Source organism: Poseidonocella sp. HB161398, assembly GCF_005870025.1.
GTDB lineage: Bacteria > Pseudomonadota > Alphaproteobacteria > Rhodobacterales > Rhodobacteraceae > Mangrovicoccus.
Genome location: NZ_VATA01000098.1, coordinates 1 through 15,683 on the forward strand (window position 1 = coordinate 1; position 15,683 = coordinate 15,683).

At 60.3% G+C, this 15,683-nt stretch carries 11 protein-coding genes, 3 pseudogenes and 1 other annotated feature; of the genes and pseudogenes, 9 read left to right on the top strand and 5 right to left on the bottom strand.

What is annotated here, in order from left to right; all coding sequences use genetic code 11:
* Positions 1–45: 45 nt before the first annotated feature.
* Positions 46–447, bottom strand: a complete 402-nt coding sequence (locus tag FGX59_RS33625; RefSeq protein WP_138472680.1) for a hypothetical protein — start codon at positions 445–447, stop codon at positions 46–48.
* A 250-nt stretch (positions 448–697) separates the two neighbouring features.
* Here FGX59_RS33625 and FGX59_RS39885 point away from each other — a divergent pair, with 250 nt between their 5' ends.
* Complete coding sequence (locus FGX59_RS39885; protein WP_206078509.1) at positions 698–1,315, top strand: hypothetical protein; 618 nt, start codon at positions 698–700, stop codon at positions 1,313–1,315.
* Between the two features lie 325 nt (positions 1,316–1,640).
* On the opposite strand, the gene FGX59_RS33645 is transcribed toward FGX59_RS39885, so the two are convergent.
* Positions 1,641–1,865, bottom strand: a complete 225-nt coding sequence (locus tag FGX59_RS33645) for a transcriptional regulator/antitoxin MazE (protein ID WP_138472685.1) — start codon at positions 1,863–1,865, stop codon at positions 1,641–1,643.
* A gap of 383 nt (positions 1,866–2,248) precedes the next feature.
* On the opposite strand from FGX59_RS33645, the gene FGX59_RS33650 reads away from it, so the two are divergent.
* Positions 2,249–3,715 carry a cache domain-containing protein gene (locus FGX59_RS33650; protein WP_138472687.1) on the top strand — a complete coding sequence of 489 codons (1,467 nt, stop codon included), beginning with the start codon at positions 2,249–2,251 and terminating at the stop codon, positions 3,713–3,715.
* A 152-nt stretch (positions 3,716–3,867) separates the two neighbouring features.
* On the top strand, positions 3,868–5,361 hold the full coding sequence (locus FGX59_RS33655; protein WP_171060958.1) for a calcium-binding protein: 1,494 nt from the start codon (positions 3,868–3,870) through the stop codon (positions 5,359–5,361).
* 573 nt (positions 5,362–5,934) lie between these two features.
* On the opposite strand, the gene FGX59_RS33660 is transcribed toward FGX59_RS33655, so the two are convergent.
* Together FGX59_RS33660 and FGX59_RS33665 are read right to left on the bottom strand one after the other, a co-directional pair.
* Positions 5,935–7,581 (bottom strand): IS1634 family transposase, encoded by a 1,647-nt coding sequence (locus FGX59_RS33660; protein WP_138472690.1) that lies wholly within the window; start codon positions 7,579–7,581, stop codon positions 5,935–5,937.
* A gap of 114 nt (positions 7,582–7,695) precedes the next feature.
* Positions 7,696–8,823, bottom strand: coding sequence for an IS5 family transposase (locus tag FGX59_RS33665; protein WP_138472699.1), 1,128 nt, complete (start codon positions 8,821–8,823; stop codon positions 7,696–7,698).
* A 494-nt stretch (positions 8,824–9,317) separates the two neighbouring features.
* Here FGX59_RS33665 and FGX59_RS33670 point away from each other — a divergent pair, with 494 nt between their 5' ends.
* The 5 genes and pseudogenes from FGX59_RS33670 to FGX59_RS33690 all read left to right on the top strand — a co-directional run.
* Complete coding sequence (locus tag FGX59_RS33670) at positions 9,318–9,923, top strand: hypothetical protein (RefSeq protein WP_138472692.1); 606 nt, start codon at positions 9,318–9,320, stop codon at positions 9,921–9,923.
* 23 nt (positions 9,924–9,946) lie between these two features.
* Positions 9,947–11,175, top strand: a protein-coding gene (locus FGX59_RS33675) for an IS3 family transposase (RefSeq protein WP_138472694.1) whose coding sequence is annotated in 2 segments (ribosomal slippage) — positions 9,947–10,235 and positions 10,235–11,175 — 1,230 coding nt in all. Because the reading frame shifts where the segments join, the coding sequence is not laid out codon by codon here.
* Positions 10,228–10,344 (top strand) — a sequence feature (AL1L pseudoknot). (Overlaps the previous gene by 117 nt.)
* A 342-nt stretch (positions 11,176–11,517) precedes the next feature.
* On the top strand, positions 11,518–11,874 hold the full coding sequence (locus FGX59_RS39890; protein ID WP_138472696.1) for a helix-turn-helix transcriptional regulator: 357 nt from the start codon (positions 11,518–11,520) through the stop codon (positions 11,872–11,874).
* 66 nt (positions 11,875–11,940) lie between these two features.
* Positions 11,941–12,805, top strand: a pseudogene (locus FGX59_RS33685) (IS5 family transposase).
* 149 nt (positions 12,806–12,954) lie between these two features.
* Positions 12,955–13,192 (top strand): annotated as a pseudogene (locus tag FGX59_RS33690) (transposase); the annotation flags it as partial.
* A 105-nt stretch (positions 13,193–13,297) separates the two neighbouring features.
* Here the strand turns inward: FGX59_RS33690 and FGX59_RS33695 are convergent.
* Positions 13,298–14,274, bottom strand: a pseudogene (locus FGX59_RS33695) (transposase).
* A 453-nt stretch (positions 14,275–14,727) separates the two neighbouring features.
* Between FGX59_RS33695 and FGX59_RS33700 the strand changes: the two are divergent.
* On the top strand, positions 14,728–15,558 hold the full coding sequence (locus FGX59_RS33700; RefSeq protein ID WP_138472698.1) for a DUF1206 domain-containing protein: 831 nt from the start codon (positions 14,728–14,730) through the stop codon (positions 15,556–15,558).
* Positions 15,559–15,683 lie beyond the last annotated feature (125 nt).

Genomic DNA, 15,683 nt, shown 5'->3' on the forward strand with positions numbered 1-15,683 from the left:
CTGGTTCGGTCGCCAGGCAGATCTTCAGCCCGTTCAGCGGCAGCATCAGGCCGCCCTCAGGGCGCGGATGAATTTCGACAGCGTTCCCTCGTCTAGATCCGCCGGCACCTCGATGCGGACGTCGCCGATCGAAATGGCGATGGTCGCTGCCTGGTCCGGGACAGGTTCCCCGGAGCGGGGCAGCCCGGGCGCCGAGGTCTCCGTGTCTCCGACGGTGACCTCCGCAAAGCCGGCCGATGGGTGCCGGACAGAGGCGCGCCGGACGCGTTCGTCCTTCAGCCCGTCGCGGAGCATGCAGTCATTGGCGCCGATTTCCCGGGCGAGGTCTGCGGGAGGCAGGCCTTCATCCAGGACCCTCCGGGCAGCCTCGCGTTTCAGCTCCGGCGGCCAGATGTTGCGGCCGCTCTTGCTGCGCGTCACGGCGAATCCCCAGACTGTTCTGCTCATCGCTTGTGTCGTCCTGTTCCATGCGCGGGACCGGGCGGATCATCACCGCCGCATGGCGACCGGTACACCGCACTCCGGCAACGCTGGATTCTAAAGCAAAGCCGAAAGGCTCCAACTCCAGATCCCGGGAACGGATGCTCCGCTTACAATGCGTCGCTGGTCGTGCTGCTGGACCACTACGGCGCCATCCCCCGGGCCTGCCGCCCGTACCGCGCGAAGACGAAAGGGAATTGAAGGGACCGTGGCGCCAATGGCGCCGCGCAAGCCCGCACAACGAGCGGCCGTTCCGCTCCATCCACCAGGACGTTCTGCGCTGCAAACGGTCCCCCGGACCGTTTGCCATACGCTTGAACTCCTCCCCCGCAGCTTCCGCAATCTCGATGACCTCAACGCGCAGTTCACCGAATGGCGCACCGGGATCGCCAATCCCCGCACCCACGCCACCACCCGGCGGGTGGTCGACGAGGCCTTCGCCGAGGAGCTGCCCAGCCTCCGGCCGTTGCCCGCCCTGGCCTATGACGCGGTCCTGACGGTCGAGCGGCGGGTCAGCAACGAGGGCATGGTTTCGGTCGGCGGCAATCTCTGCCCGGTGCCCGACACCGCGCGGCACCGCGTGCTCGAGCTCCAGCACCACACTGCCGAGATCCGCATCTTCGAGGAGCGAGGGCATGACTGCCATTGGCCAGAAGGAATGCCCGAACGCGCCGATTGCCCGGCACCCGGTGCTCGAGGGCAAGGCGCTGCGCCGGGGCGATCCCGCCCATCGCAAGGCGCCGCCGCCGCGCCCGCCCCAGCAGATGCCAGTCCAGGGCCTGCGCCGCCCGCTGGATTTCCACGATGCTTTCGGCCGCCGCCTGGCTGCGGGTAGCCAGCCACGAGCGCGCTGCTCGACCGCATCCGCGGCGCCCCCTGGTCGGTTTGAAGATGCCGCGCGCGCTGGAGGCGCTCGATCACAGGAATGCGCCCCTGCGGGTGGACCAGGTTGGCCGGTTGAATTAGGTCTGGCTCAATTTTGATGCAGGGCTTTGTCTATGGCATCGCGGTCAGGCTTGCCGTCGACGGCAAGGTTGGCTGGCGGGCGCAGCCGGACTCGAGCGGCGCCATGTCCCGCACTCCTGCGGCACCGCCATGCCGGGCGATCTGGCGACCGTAGATGGCGAGGACAGCACGGAGCGGGACCCACACGGGTCCGCTCATGCAAGCGCCTGAAGCAGGTCGCGGTTTTCGCCCATCACGATCTCTGCTGCGGCCAGCGCCTCGGCCAGCGCGGGATCATGCGCCGTGATCTTGAGCCTCTCGTCATCACCGCGAACGACGAAGTGCGGGTCGCCCTCCCTGGCATCGAGAATGGCAAGCATCTCGGTGGAGAGGGTCATGACGGCCGAATAGCCGATCTTGCGGATCTTCGTCTCGAACATCGGACACTCCTCGTGTTTCCATTTGCATAAACGCAGGCGGGGAGCGGATGCCAAGGACAGCGTTTGCGGCGGCAGGCTAACTGTATCAAATATGGTCGTCCATAGCGGACGGCCGTCCGCCGAAGAGCATCGAGCCGTCCGCGAAGGCGCCACCGCATGGTTTCCACGCATGCTGAGCGCCTTAATCCGGTTGGCCAGGCCCCCGGAGCGCGCCGGGCCAACGCGGCGCACGCCGCAACCTGGCGCTCCTGTGCGGCCTCCGCGGCGATCCGCACGCATCCGTTCGGACCGCCATCCGGGCCTCTGCCGCCGTCTGCGTCAGCGGAAAGGCGATCTTAACCCGGGCCTGCTTGACTGCCGCGAGTTCCGGAGTTTCATAGTCCATGAGTTTCAAGCCCCGTTTCGGCATTGGTGCCAAGATATACACGCTGATCGCGGTCTCGGTCGTCGTGTCCACATTGCTCGTCGTGGCGCTCAACGAGCGCGTGACCGATTACGTCTACCAGCTCAGGGAGGTGCATCTGCGCGACGTCGTAGATGCCTCCGTGTCCCAGCTGGCCGCACTGCAGGCCAGGGTCGATGCAGGCGAGATGACGCAGGAAGATGCCGAGGCCGAGGGCGCGAGGATCATCGGCAACGCCCGCTACGACAACGGCAACTACCTGTTCGCAGCCGATTACGACGCGAATATCGTTGCCCATGCCAAGCCCGGACGTCTCGGCACCAATACCTGGGATCTGCAGGACCCGGACGGCGTCTACATCTACCGCGAGATGATCGGGGCCGCGCAATCCGCCGAAGGCGGAGGCGTCGTCCGCTACAGTTCGGCCCGTGCCGTGCAGGGCGCAGAGGACGAGCTGCTGCCCAAGATCAGCTATGTGCGTGCCTTCGCGCCCTGGGGCTGGATGGTCGCGACCGGCAGCTATGTCGAGGATATCGACGCCATGATTCGCGCCTTCTGGCGCACGGCCGCCGGTGCATCGGCGATCGGGATCGGCCTGCTCTTCGCGATCGGCACCGGCCTGGCGCTGAGCATCACTCGGCCGATCCGGGCGCTGAATGCCCGCATGCAGACGCTGACCGACAACGAGCTGGACGCGCCGATCCCGCACCTGAAATCGCGCGACGAGGTCGGCGAGATGGCGCGCTCGGTCGAGACCTTCCGGATGAACATCCTCCACAAGATCGCGGCGGAGCAGGAGGCCGAACGGCAGAAGGCCGCCGCGGGCGAGACCGAGGCACGGGCTGAAGAGGAACGGCGCGCCCGCGATGCGGCGGAGGCTGCCCGGCACGCCGAAGCCGAGCGCGAGAAGGCGGAGCGTGACCGGCGCGAGGCGGACGCGCAGGAGCAGATACGTCAGAAGGCGGAACGCGAGCGTGCCGCGCTGGCGGCAGAACAGGAAGCAGTCGTCACCGATCTCGGGGAAGCCCTGCACCAGCTCGCGCAGGGCGATCTGGAGGCGCGGATCGAGCGGGAGTTTCCCGATGCCTATGAAACGCTGCGCCAGGACTTCAACGCAACTGTGTCCAACCTCGAGGCGATTGTCGGCCGGATCCGGAATTCGAGCGAGCGGATCTGCGTTGCGCCGGGCTCCGAGAGCCGCGCGACGGCCTGTTCCTTGAACTCGGTAGTGAAGTGGCGGCGGGGTTGTCTGCTCATTTCGGTTCCCTCTCTCTGGGAGCACTTCAACGCAAAGTCCGGGATCCGGGGGCAAGATCACCTGCTGAAACTCCTCGCCGCCGGAGCCGGAACGCGGCTACTCGGACTGCTCTCCACCCACACCAGACTGCATCGCGCCCTGCTCAAGGGGTATCGTTCCTCACAGCAGACTTTTTCAGCAGCCTGCTAAAACACCTCAAATTGACGTCACCATCTGGGGATAGCATTGCTGAAGCGCATCGATACCCTGCCCATACAAGTTTGTATTTTGTGAACAAGTTGAATTCATGGAATCATAGCTTCTCTGCAATGCGTTTATGCAATGCGGATACGGAGGAAGATATGTCATACTACAAACACTGCACGCCGATTATCTACGTTCCCGATTGGGAATATCCGATGTTGAAGCCGGACTACCTGAACGGATTTCAGCAAGTTTCAGAAAGCAACATTCAATACGCCGATTTAAATGCTGAGCTAACCTTGATTAAGCTAGGCAAGAATATTTCTGGGGCCCCAGTGCATCGGATCGATGTGGAGGTGCGCCCATATGATAATGGCAGTCCGGTCTCGTTCGACTTCGTGGACTGGCTTGAAAATCCGGACCCAGATAGAGATACGCAATCCGATCCTTCGCAAGTATCTGGAGATGACGCATTTCTGAATTTCTACGGCAGTCAATTCGGCAACTTCGCCGTCGGCGGAACAAATGCTGATGAGTTCTTCGGCGGACGGTCATCCGATACATTCTACGGCAATGACGGCAATGACTATATGCTCGGAAGAGCCGGAAGGGATTTTCTATATGGTGAATCCGGGGACGATGTTATTTTCGGCAACCTCGGACGAGACTTCCTAGACGGAGGAGCTGGGAACGACAATCTCCATGGGGGACTCGGCGCTGATTCAATTGATGGAGGCGAAGGGAATGATCGCCTCTCTGGTGGCCGTGGAGATGACTTGATCGAGGACTTTAGCGGAAACAACCTTGTTTTCGGAAATGACGAGAAAAACAATAACTCTTGGATCGGCACGGACAATGACTCGATCGCGACCGGTTCAGGACGAGATACGATATTTGGGCAGGATGGAGATGACACGATCAAGGCAGGTGGTGGACACGACCAAGTAGACGGCGGTGCCGGCGATGACGTGATCTACGGTCAGAGGGACAACGATATTCTTCTGGGCGGCGAAGGAAATGACAAGTTGTATGGACAGCGAGGCAACGACGAGCTCGCGGGCAATGATGGAGACGATATCTCCAGGGGCGGGGAAGGTAATGATACTATCTGGTACGGGAAAGGAACTGATATAGGGTATGGAGGTCGCGGGGACGATATATTCGCGTTTGATGACGGTCACATGCATCATCGGGACAAGTATTTTGAGGACTCCAAAACTGCCGGCATGGCTCTAAGTTTCGATGGGGGATATGGTCATGGCCGAACGGATCTTGGAAAAAACCTTGTGGCTGATTTCTCAACAGACTTTTTTGACAGTGATACAATAGATTTTACCTGTGTGGGGTCCCTAACACATCTTGCGGTTGTTGCCTTAACTGAAGATAGTGTTCGAATGATTGGTTATTCAAACAAATGGGGAAATCGTGACTTCCACAGTGGAGATCACTTCGGTCAAAAGATATTTGATGTCTATGTTGAGGGAGTAGACATTGGAACAGTCGAAGGAACCGAAGGTAGTCTAATGCAAGACTCCGCGTATTCCTCTGAAGGATCTCTAGTAGTTTTGAACGAGAACGTTCTCGTCGATATTGGAGATCGGGGAGATTGGGACTTCGCTGGAATTCCGACGGGTGGAGACTGGATGATCTAAGAATCGAAAAAGAACAAGTGGGATACAGCTTTATCCGCACCTACGCTTCAAGATCTTACCGGCCTCTTTCAAAGGGGCCGGTAACACGGTGCATTTCCATTGCAGGTTGCAACTATGAAGAAGCGATCTCCATCCTCAATGTGAAAGATCTCCATGGCTGATCCGAAGTTGAAATGAAGAAGATGAAATACATGAATACGTGCAACTTCTGAGAATTCTCCGAGAATCGGCAAGGGAGGCGGTTGAAGTATATTCAGGATGTTACTTCGCGCATTCACGATTCGGATCGCGCATGAAGAACCTGTCATGAGTTACTATTGGGCACCTCGATTTTTCACTGAATTCGCCCGAGCGGACGGGATCAGCGGCTTGAAGCTGGCCCTGTGACTGCCCACGCCATCTTCTGTTCAGCTATTCCGAGAGGCTGGGTCGTTCCGCTGCGGCTTGGCGCGTTCCGGCGCGCGCCGCTTTCGTTGCCCCGTATTAAGCCGGGTTCCCCAAGTTCATCAGTTAAACGCGCAAGTAATTGATATCATTTAGGCCGAAAGGCCAAAAATGTGACAACGGAGCCCGTCAGGCGGGCTTGGGGAGGTCCATGGCTTCGAAGAGGTCGAGCTGCTCCGGTGTTGTTCTGCTGATGCCATGCAGGGTGCGGTTTCCGGCATGGGCGGTGTGTTTCTGGATGCGCGCCAGCAGGTCGAGCGCGGTGCGCGGGCTCGCGGAATGCCCTTTCGCCTTCAGCCGCATCCGCATGACGCGGTAGAGGACCAGCGCCAGGAAGCAGATGAGGGCGTGCGCCTGGATGCGCTCCGGCAGGCGGTGGTGGACAGGGGCGATCTCGATGTCGGACTTCAGGACGCGGAACCCGCGCTCGATGTCGGCCAGCGACTTGTAGCGCGCGACCGCCTCGGCGGGCGTGATGCCGGAAACATTGGTCAGCAGCGCCAGCTTGCCGTCGAAGAGCTCGGCACGGGCGATCGTGGCTTCGTCGAGGCTCCAGCTGAACAGGTCCGCCTGCAGGTCGGGCTTGATGAAGCGGGTCAGCTCGGCTTCGGCCACAGCCTTCGCGAAACGGCTGTACGACCCGCGATCCGAGGCGCGGCGGCCACGGGCCGTCTGTCCGGCATCTTGCCCATCCAGCTTGCCAGCCAGCCGTTCGCCCATCTCCTCGAGCTCGCGGATGCGCGCGCGGCGGCGGTCCGACTGCTCTGCGGCGCGCAGCGGATCATGGGCGACGATCAGCCGGTGCCCGGCGAAGGTGCTTTCGGCGAGGCCGTCAGCGTCGAAGGCAAGTCCCTGGAATGTTTCGGCAAGCTCGGCATAGCGGCGGGCGGGCACGGCCAGGATGAACTCCAGCCTGCGGCCATCCCGGTCGGCCTGGGCCGTCAGCTCGCCTATATTGTCCATGCTCAGGAGGCCGCGGTCGGCCACGAGCACCACCCGCTGGACCGGAAAGCGCTTCAGCACGGTTTCGAGCATGCCCTGCAGCGTCTTCGTCTCCGCCATGTTGCCTGGATGGACGGTGTGCAGGAGTGGTAGTCCATCGGCCGTCTGCACCACGCCGAGCACGAACTGCCGGGCAATCCCGCCGGTTTCCTTGTTCATTCCGAAGCCGCGCAGGTCGTCCTCGACGCGCCCTTCGCCATGGATGCGGACGGTGGTCAGGTCATAGAAGACGACCGCCAGATCGCGATCGACGAGCGGCCGCCGCTGCTTCGCCAGCGCGCCCTCGACAACGTCGGCATGGTCCATGAGCGCATCCATCGCGCGCAGAAGATGCTGATGCGTCACGGTTTCCGGCATGGCGGGCATCGCCACCGTCTCGAGCCAGCGCAGGCAGCCGAGCTTCGAGTCCGGCGCGCAGAGGCGGTTGAAGACCATGGCGCGCACGAGCGCCTCGGCGTCGATCTCGCGCCGTCCGGAGCGCAGCGCCCGGTTCAGGGCGCGGTCGAAGCCGAGGTCCTTCCAGATCTCATGGAGTGCGAAGACATCGCCATAGCCCAGGGAGGACTCGTAGGTCACGTCGGAGGCGGTGTTCTCGAGGCGCCCGGCCGCCCGGTTCAGGCCGTTGATCAGCGGATCGAGCTTGCCGGGCTTGATCTTGTCCAGCCTGCCGAGGTTGGCGACGACCTTGATGCGGACCTTCCCGGCTTCGTCGCGGTGCCCCTCGACGAGCTGCAGGTAGCGGCGGCCGCCGGATTCCGTGATGCGCGTGTACATGGACGAACGATATCCCGTTCATTCGCATTGCCACAAGGTCCATAATTCACATGGCGTGTTACAACAATACTTCGGCTGGAAGCGCTTTCCCAGGTCGCCAACCCGTTGTTTTCATTATGTGCGGCGAGGCGCGACCCGCCGAAATCCCGAATTAGCTGTCGAACCCGGGGGGTTCGGGTTCAGACGGCGGAGCTGGCCGAGGCGGCGCATGTTGTACACAAGGTTCTTCAACCCGATCTTTGCCCTGGCGCGCATCAGGCCGATCGTCCGCACCAGTGTGCCGCCCATGTCGTTGGACTGCGCGCCGAAGACATGTTCGACCCGGGACCGCACGGTCGACTTCGTCCGGTTGCTGCCCCTGGCCCGGACACCAAGCGGCTTTCCGCGCCGTCCCTTGCGATGGATGTGGCCCTTCAGGTCCCGGGCCAGCAGCTTCCCTTCCATCTCCTCGGAACGATAGGCAGCATCGGCCCAGACGCCGGAGCCGGTATTGCCCGGCATCAGGAGATGATCCACCGCCTGGCTGTCGTGCAGGGCGGCGTCGCTGACGTGATAGCGCCGGATCAGCTTGTGCTTGCGGTCCACGTTGACATGGTTCTTGTAGCCGAAATGGGATTTCCCGTGCTTCTTCGTCCAGCGCGCGTCCGTGTCCTTCTGCGACCGCTTGGCGGGCTTGTCCGACCAGTCTTCCGGCACCTCGCCCTGCTTGATGGCGTTCGCCCGCTCTCTCGAACCGATGGCGTTCGCGGGCTCACTCTCGTCCCGCGTGTTGCGGCTGATCGGCACTCGCACGATGGACGCGTCCAGGATCTGCCCGCCCCGCGCGATGTAGCCCTGCCGCGCGAGATGGCCGTCAAACTGCCGGAACAGCGCCTCGACCATGCCTGCTTGCGCGAGCGCCTCGCGGTAGAGCCAAACGGTCTTGGCGTCAGGAACCCGGCCGTCCAGCCCGAGGCCGAGGAACCGCATGAAGGACAGACGGTCGAGGAACTGGTACTCGATCTGGTCGTCGGACAGGTTGTAGAGCGCCGCCAGAATCAGTGCCTTGAACATCAGCACGGCGTCCATTGGCTTGCGTCCGGCGCGCGATCTCCGCTCGGCTTCCGGCTTGCGCCACACCAGCTCCAGTGCCGGACGGAAGTCCTCCCACGGCACCACGGCGTCGAGCTCGGCCAGCGGGTCCTTCTTGGCATCCAGGCTTGCGTAGCGATCTGAAAGATCGAAGAAACCCATCTGTGCCATCGCCATGCCCCAACCGCCGAACGCCGCCCGGGTCATACCCCGGACGCGGCACCGCGGCAATTTTTAGAGGTGCCCAATTTAACAACTCCACCTCGTAAAGAAGCTATTTATTGACTTGTTCCAGAGAAAAGTTTCAAAAATAGGAATTCACAGAGCCGCCACTGCGATTTTGAAATCTGACATTTTAGATTTAGAAAGCCGCTTATAGTGTCATCTTGTGCAAGAAATATTCATATGCAATCGATCTACCGCTATGGAAAGAATGGAGTTTTGACTTTGAGTGCTAAATTTCCACAACGCCAGATTTATAGAGATCGCAGACCTTCTTGGAGAAGTCACTCCTATTACAGTTAAAAAAATGTTGACTGACTTCGTCAGGTCAACATAATTTTTGCCATACAAATTGATTCTGTGCGATTTTCTTTGCTTTCCCTGGAGGGAGAAGGATGAAGTAATGTTATTCGCTCGCGAGCGATAGGCACTGCTTTTTTGTGATGCAAATTGGAAAGTTCATTCAAGACAGTGTAGGTTCCTGCGATTGGAGCTTACGGGTTCATTATGACGTAAATGATGGCACGATCTTCGTCTCCAGCGAGGCAAACTCAAGAGATGGCTTTTTAAGTTCGGAAAATCCTTTTCTTGAAGAATTCAAATGCGATTCCGTTGCAAGCGCCCGTGCAAAGATTGCATCAGATTCCATATCTTGGAAAACAGTTAGAAATCTAGATTCGGATTTTTCAATTGCCAGAATTTCCAGCGTCGCTCAAAGATGCGATCTTGGGAAGGCGCCAAGAACGGATATTTTCGATGTGGAACTAAGACTCGCCTGGGACTTGAATGAATCCTCCCCTCCAGAGGATGTTGCTCTGCTCAAAATTTTTCGTTCTGCAGCGAGAATCCTTGAATACACCACCGCAATAGAATCGAAGTACTACGTCCTAAATTCCGCCATGGCGGCGTACCGCAATCTTGATATAGGGTGTTTAGTGTTCGATGCATCCGGAAGTCTACTTTTTATAAATTCTATTGCTCAAGCGCTTACTCCAATTGATGCGAAGAATGGAAAAACTGAACCGCGCCGGGTCTGTCGGAGGCTTTAACTCGCAAGTAGAGTGAAGCCACAATGAGCAAGACCACGAACAAGTTTTCCCCTGAGGTCCGGGACCGCGCCGTGAGGCTGGTGCTGGAGAACGAGGGCCAGCACGGCTCCCGCTGGCAGGCCGTCATGTCGATCTCGGCGAAGATCGGCTGTTCGGCACACACGCTGAACCAGTGGGTCAAGAAGGCGGAAGTCGACAGCGGCAAGCGTGCGGGCATTCCCGCCGACGTCGCGGACCGGCTGAAGGTGCTGGAGCGCGAGAACCGCGAGCTGCGCCAGGCCAACGAGATCCTCCGCAAGGCATCCGCTTATTTTGCGATGGCGGAGCTCGACCGCCCACTGAAACGATGATCGCCTTCATCGAAGCCCATCGCGGCGCGCACGGGGTCGAGCCGATCTGCAGGGTCCTGCCGATCGCCCCATCCACCTACTACGATCACCTGGCGAAGCGCTCCGATCCGTCCCGGCAATCGCCTCGCGCCCGTCGCGACGCAGTCCTGCGGCCTGAGATCGAGCGCGTATTCGAAGAGAACTGGAAGGTCTACGGCGTGCGCAAGGTCTGGCGCCAGCTGGATCGGGAAGGCTTCGATGTCGCCCGTTGCACAGTCGCCAGGCTGATGAAGGACATGGGTATTCAAGGCATTATCCGCGGCAAACCACACAGAACGACAGTACCGGACAAGAAGGCTCCACGCCCTTTGGACAAGGTGAACCGACAGTTCCGGGCGCCTGCTCCGAACATGCTCTGGGTGAGCGACTTCACCTACGTGGCGACCTGGAAGGGGTTCGCCTACGTGGCCTTCGTGATCGATGCCTACGCCAGGAAGATCGTCGGCTGGCGCGTGAGCACGACCGCGCATGCCGGGTTCGTCCTCGATGCCCTGGAACAGGCGGTCCATGATCGCCGCCCGGCAAAGGGCGCAGGGCTCGTCCATCATTCCGACCGCGGGTCGCAATACCTGTCCATTCGCTACACCGAGCGGCTGGCCGAAGCGGGCATCGAACCCTCTGTCGGCAGCGTCGGCGACAGCTACGACAACGCCTTGGCGGAAACGATCAACGGTCTCTACAAGGCCGAGGTCATCCACCGCCGCGGCCCGTGGCGCAACTTCGAGGCAGTCGAATATGCGACGCTCGAATGGGTGGACTGGTTTAACAACCGCCGGCTGCTCGAGCCGATCGGGAGCATCCCGCCCGCGGAAGCCGAGGCAAACTTCTACGCCGCTCTGGAAACTGAAGACATGGCCGCGTAACTATCACAAATCAGCCTCCGACAGACCCGGCGCGGTTCACGCCCGCGGAAGCCGAGGCAAACTTCTACGCCGCTCTGGAAACTGAAGACATGGCCGCGTAACTATCACAAATCAGCCTCCGACAGACCCGGCGCGGTTCACGCCCGCGGAAGCCGAGGCAAACTTCTACGCCGCTCTGGAAACTGAAGACATGGCCGCGTAACTATCACAAATCAGCCTCCGACAGACCCGGCGCGGTTCAAAACTTTAGATCTCCACTCCAATCAGGTTCGAAGCGAAATTCGTCGGGCAGTAGCGATTTCGAAGGAATATGATGGGCTCGCTCCGTGCGCGAACATTGCGATGACTCTTCCATCTGGCACAGTTCGCCCGACATACTTTCAAGTTGCCACTCCCTTTGATCACGGCCTAGAAACTGAAAATAGAATTATCTCAATTCTTGTGCCAACATGCGAATGTTTTCCGTCTGCTGAAACTCTTAGGGCTGTCTTTGGACTTACGCGATCGGAAGCACTTGTTGCAGCTGGAATTTCTCACGGACTCAGTCTGAGAGAAATTTCTGATGAACTTTCTTTGAGCATTGAGACTACACGCACCTACTCCAAAAGAATTTACTCAAAGTTAGGTATTTCCCGGCAAAGCGAACTGGTATCTCAGGTTCTTCGTGTTACTTTGCCAGAACAATCACCGCGGTGCTAGGTCATGTTGACAAAAGGGATTCACAGTTGGTCGCTTTCGTGATTCAAGATCACCGCTACGACGGAGGTGATCTTGGCGCGAAATCTGATGTCCGATGCGCAATGGCGGTTCTTCGAGCATTTCATCGCCGCCGCCCGCGCCCCGAATGGCCGCAAACCTGTCAACCATCGCCTTGTTCTGGATGGCATATTCTGGAGTGAGGCGTGAATGCGCCACTGGTTCGAGCATCACGCCGAACACGGACCGGTGCCCCGTGGCGGGACCTTCCGGAGCAGTTCGGAAAATGGGGGTCCGTCTACCGCCAGTTCCGACGTTGGACCCAGGCCGGACTATGGGAGGCCATCCTCCTGTTCCTCAACGACAGCGACCTCGTTCCGGCCCGTGTCCAGATGATCGACAGCACCGTCATTCGCGCCCATCAGCAGGCAGCGGGCTCAAGGGGGGGACTCCGAAAGAAGGTTTCGGCCGTTCTAGACTGTCCGGCGGGAAAACGATCCCCCGGATCATTTTCTGATCCGCCTCCCACTTCACGACCAAGATCCACCTCCGTGTGAACGGCGCGGGGCTGCCGATGCGCAGCGAGATCACCGGCGGCGAGACGGCGGACATCAAGGGGTTCGACCTGGTAATGCCGCAGGATCTGCCGGAGCCTGAATATTTCCTCGCCGACAAGGGCTATGATGCTGACAAGGTACGGGAAAAGCTCGAGGAACGTCGTATTGTGGCGGTCAGCCCGATGCGGCGGAACCGCAAGGAATGGCGCGCCGTCGACCGCGACTTCTACCGCTGGCGCAACCTGGTCGAACGCTGCTTTTCCAAGCTCAAGCAGTCTCGCAGAGTGGCAACGCGCTATGACAAGACCGCGCTGAGTTTCCTCGGGTTCATCGACATCGCCTCCGTCCGCATCTGGCTTCGCTTTTTGTCAAAATGACCTAAGGAGCGCAGGCAGACCGGGTCCTTGTTGCGCAAAGGCGGCTGGGGATTCACAGCGCGAATCCAGGATGATAGCTGGCGGCGATGAGCTGACCTCCGAAACCGACCTACAAGACCACCAACTGGCAAGTGCATACCCAGGCGCTGATGCAGCGCGGATCGCTGACCGTCTGGTTCAATCCCTCGATGCAATGGGAAGCGGTGCCGTCCGGATGTCGCGGCCACCAGCAGGCGTACAGCGAATGACGAGGATCAGGAATTGATCCGGGGGACCAATTCCCCGGCGAACGCGATCCAGGCCTGTCTCGCCATCAAGGTCCTGCTCGGCCTGCCACTCCGGCAAACAACCGGTTTCGTGGCGCGCCTCCTGGAACTGTCCGGGCTTGGCTGATGCCGCTGAAAACCTCGTGTGTCTGTCGAGGGATGGGCGATGGATCGATGGCCGCGAAGGAAAATCTCCGGGGGAGCGGCAGCCCGCCGGGCGTCGTCCTCAGGAGGAGGACGGGATCGGTGCCGCCATCGGGCGGAGCTTTGCCAGCTTCCTGAGGTTCCGGGCGATCGCTGCGAGGGTGAATTCGTCTTCTGCGCCGAGTGGTCCCCTCAGCCGGAGCCGCCCGAGGCCGAGGATCCGTTTCAGGTGGGCAAGTGAGGGCATGACTGCCACCGGTCCAAACGAATGCCCGAACCATCTCGACCTTCTTCCGCCGCCTTTGCGCCAGCCCATTGAACCCCGTAGCCGTGCAGGAGCGGGCGAACTCCCGGACGATCTCGTATTTCTCGCGGGTGATGCTGCGCACGTCGGTGTTGGGGCAGCATTTCGCCTTGAGCGCGCATTCCCGGCAATCGCCGATCGCTGACCGGTACTTCCGCGCGCCCATGCCCTTTTTCATCCTGGCCCGGTTGGAGAACTTGCGCCGGTCATGGCGGAGGTCCCTTCCTGCCGGACAGATGTACCGGTCGCGCGCTTCGCCCAAGGTGAAGACGGACCGCTCCCAGGTGCCGTCGGTCCGAGCAGAGTGGTCCCTCTCGGCGATTGCGGGCAATCGCCTGCCGGTCAGCGGAAGACCGGGATGAAGGGAAGGATCTGCCGCTTCAGCACCAGCCAGACCAGGAAGAGTGGTCAGGCACCTAGTCCTCCAGACCGAGGCGGCAGAACCAGCGGTAGGCGAGGTTGAGATGCACCTCGTGGCAAAGGCGGTGCTCGGAGCGTTCGATGCGCTTTCGCGGCCCCGCTGGGGCCACGGTCGCATCTCACCCCATGACGTAGCCGATGATCAGCATCCGCAGGATGAGCTCCGGATCGATCGAGGGCCGTCCGGTGCGGCTGTCGAAGCCGCGGAGTTCCACGCGCACGCCGCCCAGATCGACGAACCGGTCGATGGCGCGCAGCAGGTGGTTCTCGGCAATATGGGCCTCGAGATCGGACTCGTAGAACAGCCGCGCGTGAGACTTCTGCGTTCCAAGCATCCCGAGCCCTCCCAAACCCTTCAATGTGATGGAATCAGAAGGCTTTGCTGCAAGCAAGCATCGAGTTTTTCAACAGTATTAGCCCGTTGCGGTCGGTCGCCACGGCGCCGGGTTCGAGGAGCCCGCTGCGATCGGCCAGGCGAAGCGGACTTGCGACGGCGCGGCGGAGCCCAGTCGGCGATCCAGCAGAAGCGGCCGCTCGCCGTGAACTTCGGTCGGAGGAAGCCGACTTGGCCAGGCAACCCCAGTCCTGCCGTTCATCGTTGTCGGCCATGCTGGCGAAGAACGCAGGTAGCGGGCATCGTCTTGGGGAGACCTGAGCCTGAAAACATCTTGCCGACGCGTTGCCATGCCGTCCGGCGCGTGCCGACGCCTCTCCATCTCTCCAAGCCTCGCGGGAACAAATTGCCGTGATTTTCTCTTGGGTCTCCATACGGCAAAGAGGATGTTTCAATGGCAGAGCGGGCACCCGTCTGGGTCGAGTACGTGATGCGGGCAGGATATGCTGCACGCGGCGTGGTTTATCTTTTGACCGGTGGTCTGGCGCTGTTATCGGCCTGGCATGGCGGGTCGGGCGAAGACAAGAAGGGCGCGCTGAGTTCGCTGTTCGGCCAACCCTTTGGCGAGTTCATCATTCTTGCCATTTCTGCAGGGCTCTTTTGCTACGGCATCTGGCGTCTGATCTGCGGCTACATGGACCTGGAAGACGAGGGCAGCGAAACCAAAGGTCTGGTCGCGCGGGTCGGCCAGGGTCTGAGCGGACTGGTGAATCTGGGCGTTTCCTTTTCGATTGCTCGGCTTGCCTTCGGCAACAGCAGTGGTGGAGACGGCAAGGAGGCTCTGACCTCGAAACTCTTGGCTATGCCCTTCGGGCAGATCATCGTGGGCGCTGTGGGTCTGGCTGTGATCGGTGCCGGCTTGGCTTATGTTTACAAGGGTTGGTCCAAGAAATACCGCGAGAACCTGCGCTGGTCGCCGATCCTCGAAAAACTCTCGCTTCCAATCCGTCTCGGGCTGATGGCGCGCGGCATAGTCGTCGCGATAATTGGGGGTTTCTTCATTTTCGCCGCAATGCAGTCGGATCCGGATCAAGCGGGTGGCCTGTCCCAGGCCTTTGATCTGTTGCGGAGCCAGGCCTATGGACGCTATCTGCTGGGTTTCGTGGCGTTCGGGATGTTCGCGTTCGGCATCTATTGCTGGATCGAAGTGGCATTCCGCGTGCTGCCCACGCGTCAGAGCAAAGGGACATTGACCATCGCGCAGCATCTCAAAATGTATGCGTGACGCAAGGCGGAACGTGATGTCGATCGCGCTACTGCGGCGCGACATATGTGGAACGGCCCGCGTGGCAAGAGCTTTTTCATCCGAGGAACAATTTGGGAGCGGTGCGGTCATATGTACGGCCTTTC

Coding starts and splice junctions, on each gene's coding strand:
- FGX59_RS33700 (WP_138472698.1), top strand. CDS start 14,728: ATGGCAGAGCGGGCACCCGTCTGGGTCGAGTACGTGATGCGGGCAGGA.
- FGX59_RS33655 (WP_171060958.1), top strand. CDS start 3,868: ATGTCATACTACAAACACTGCACGCCGATTATCTACGTTCCCGATTGG.
- FGX59_RS33650 (WP_138472687.1), top strand. CDS start 2,249: ATGAGTTTCAAGCCCCGTTTCGGCATTGGTGCCAAGATATACACGCTG.
- FGX59_RS39890 (WP_138472696.1), top strand. CDS start 11,518: ATGACTCTTCCATCTGGCACAGTTCGCCCGACATACTTTCAAGTTGCC.
- FGX59_RS33645 (WP_138472685.1), bottom strand. CDS start 1,865: ATGTTCGAGACGAAGATCCGCAAGATCGGCTATTCGGCCGTCATGACC.
- FGX59_RS33665 (WP_138472699.1), bottom strand. CDS start 8,823: ATGGCACAGATGGGTTTCTTCGATCTTTCAGATCGCTACGCAAGCCTG.
- FGX59_RS39885 (WP_206078509.1), top strand. CDS start 698: ATGGCGCCGCGCAAGCCCGCACAACGAGCGGCCGTTCCGCTCCATCCA.
- FGX59_RS33670 (WP_138472692.1), top strand. CDS start 9,318: ATGCAAATTGGAAAGTTCATTCAAGACAGTGTAGGTTCCTGCGATTGG.
- FGX59_RS33625 (WP_138472680.1), bottom strand. CDS start 447: ATGAGCAGAACAGTCTGGGGATTCGCCGTGACGCGCAGCAAGAGCGGC.
- FGX59_RS33660 (WP_138472690.1), bottom strand. CDS start 7,581: ATGTACACGCGCATCACGGAATCCGGCGGCCGCCGCTACCTGCAGCTC.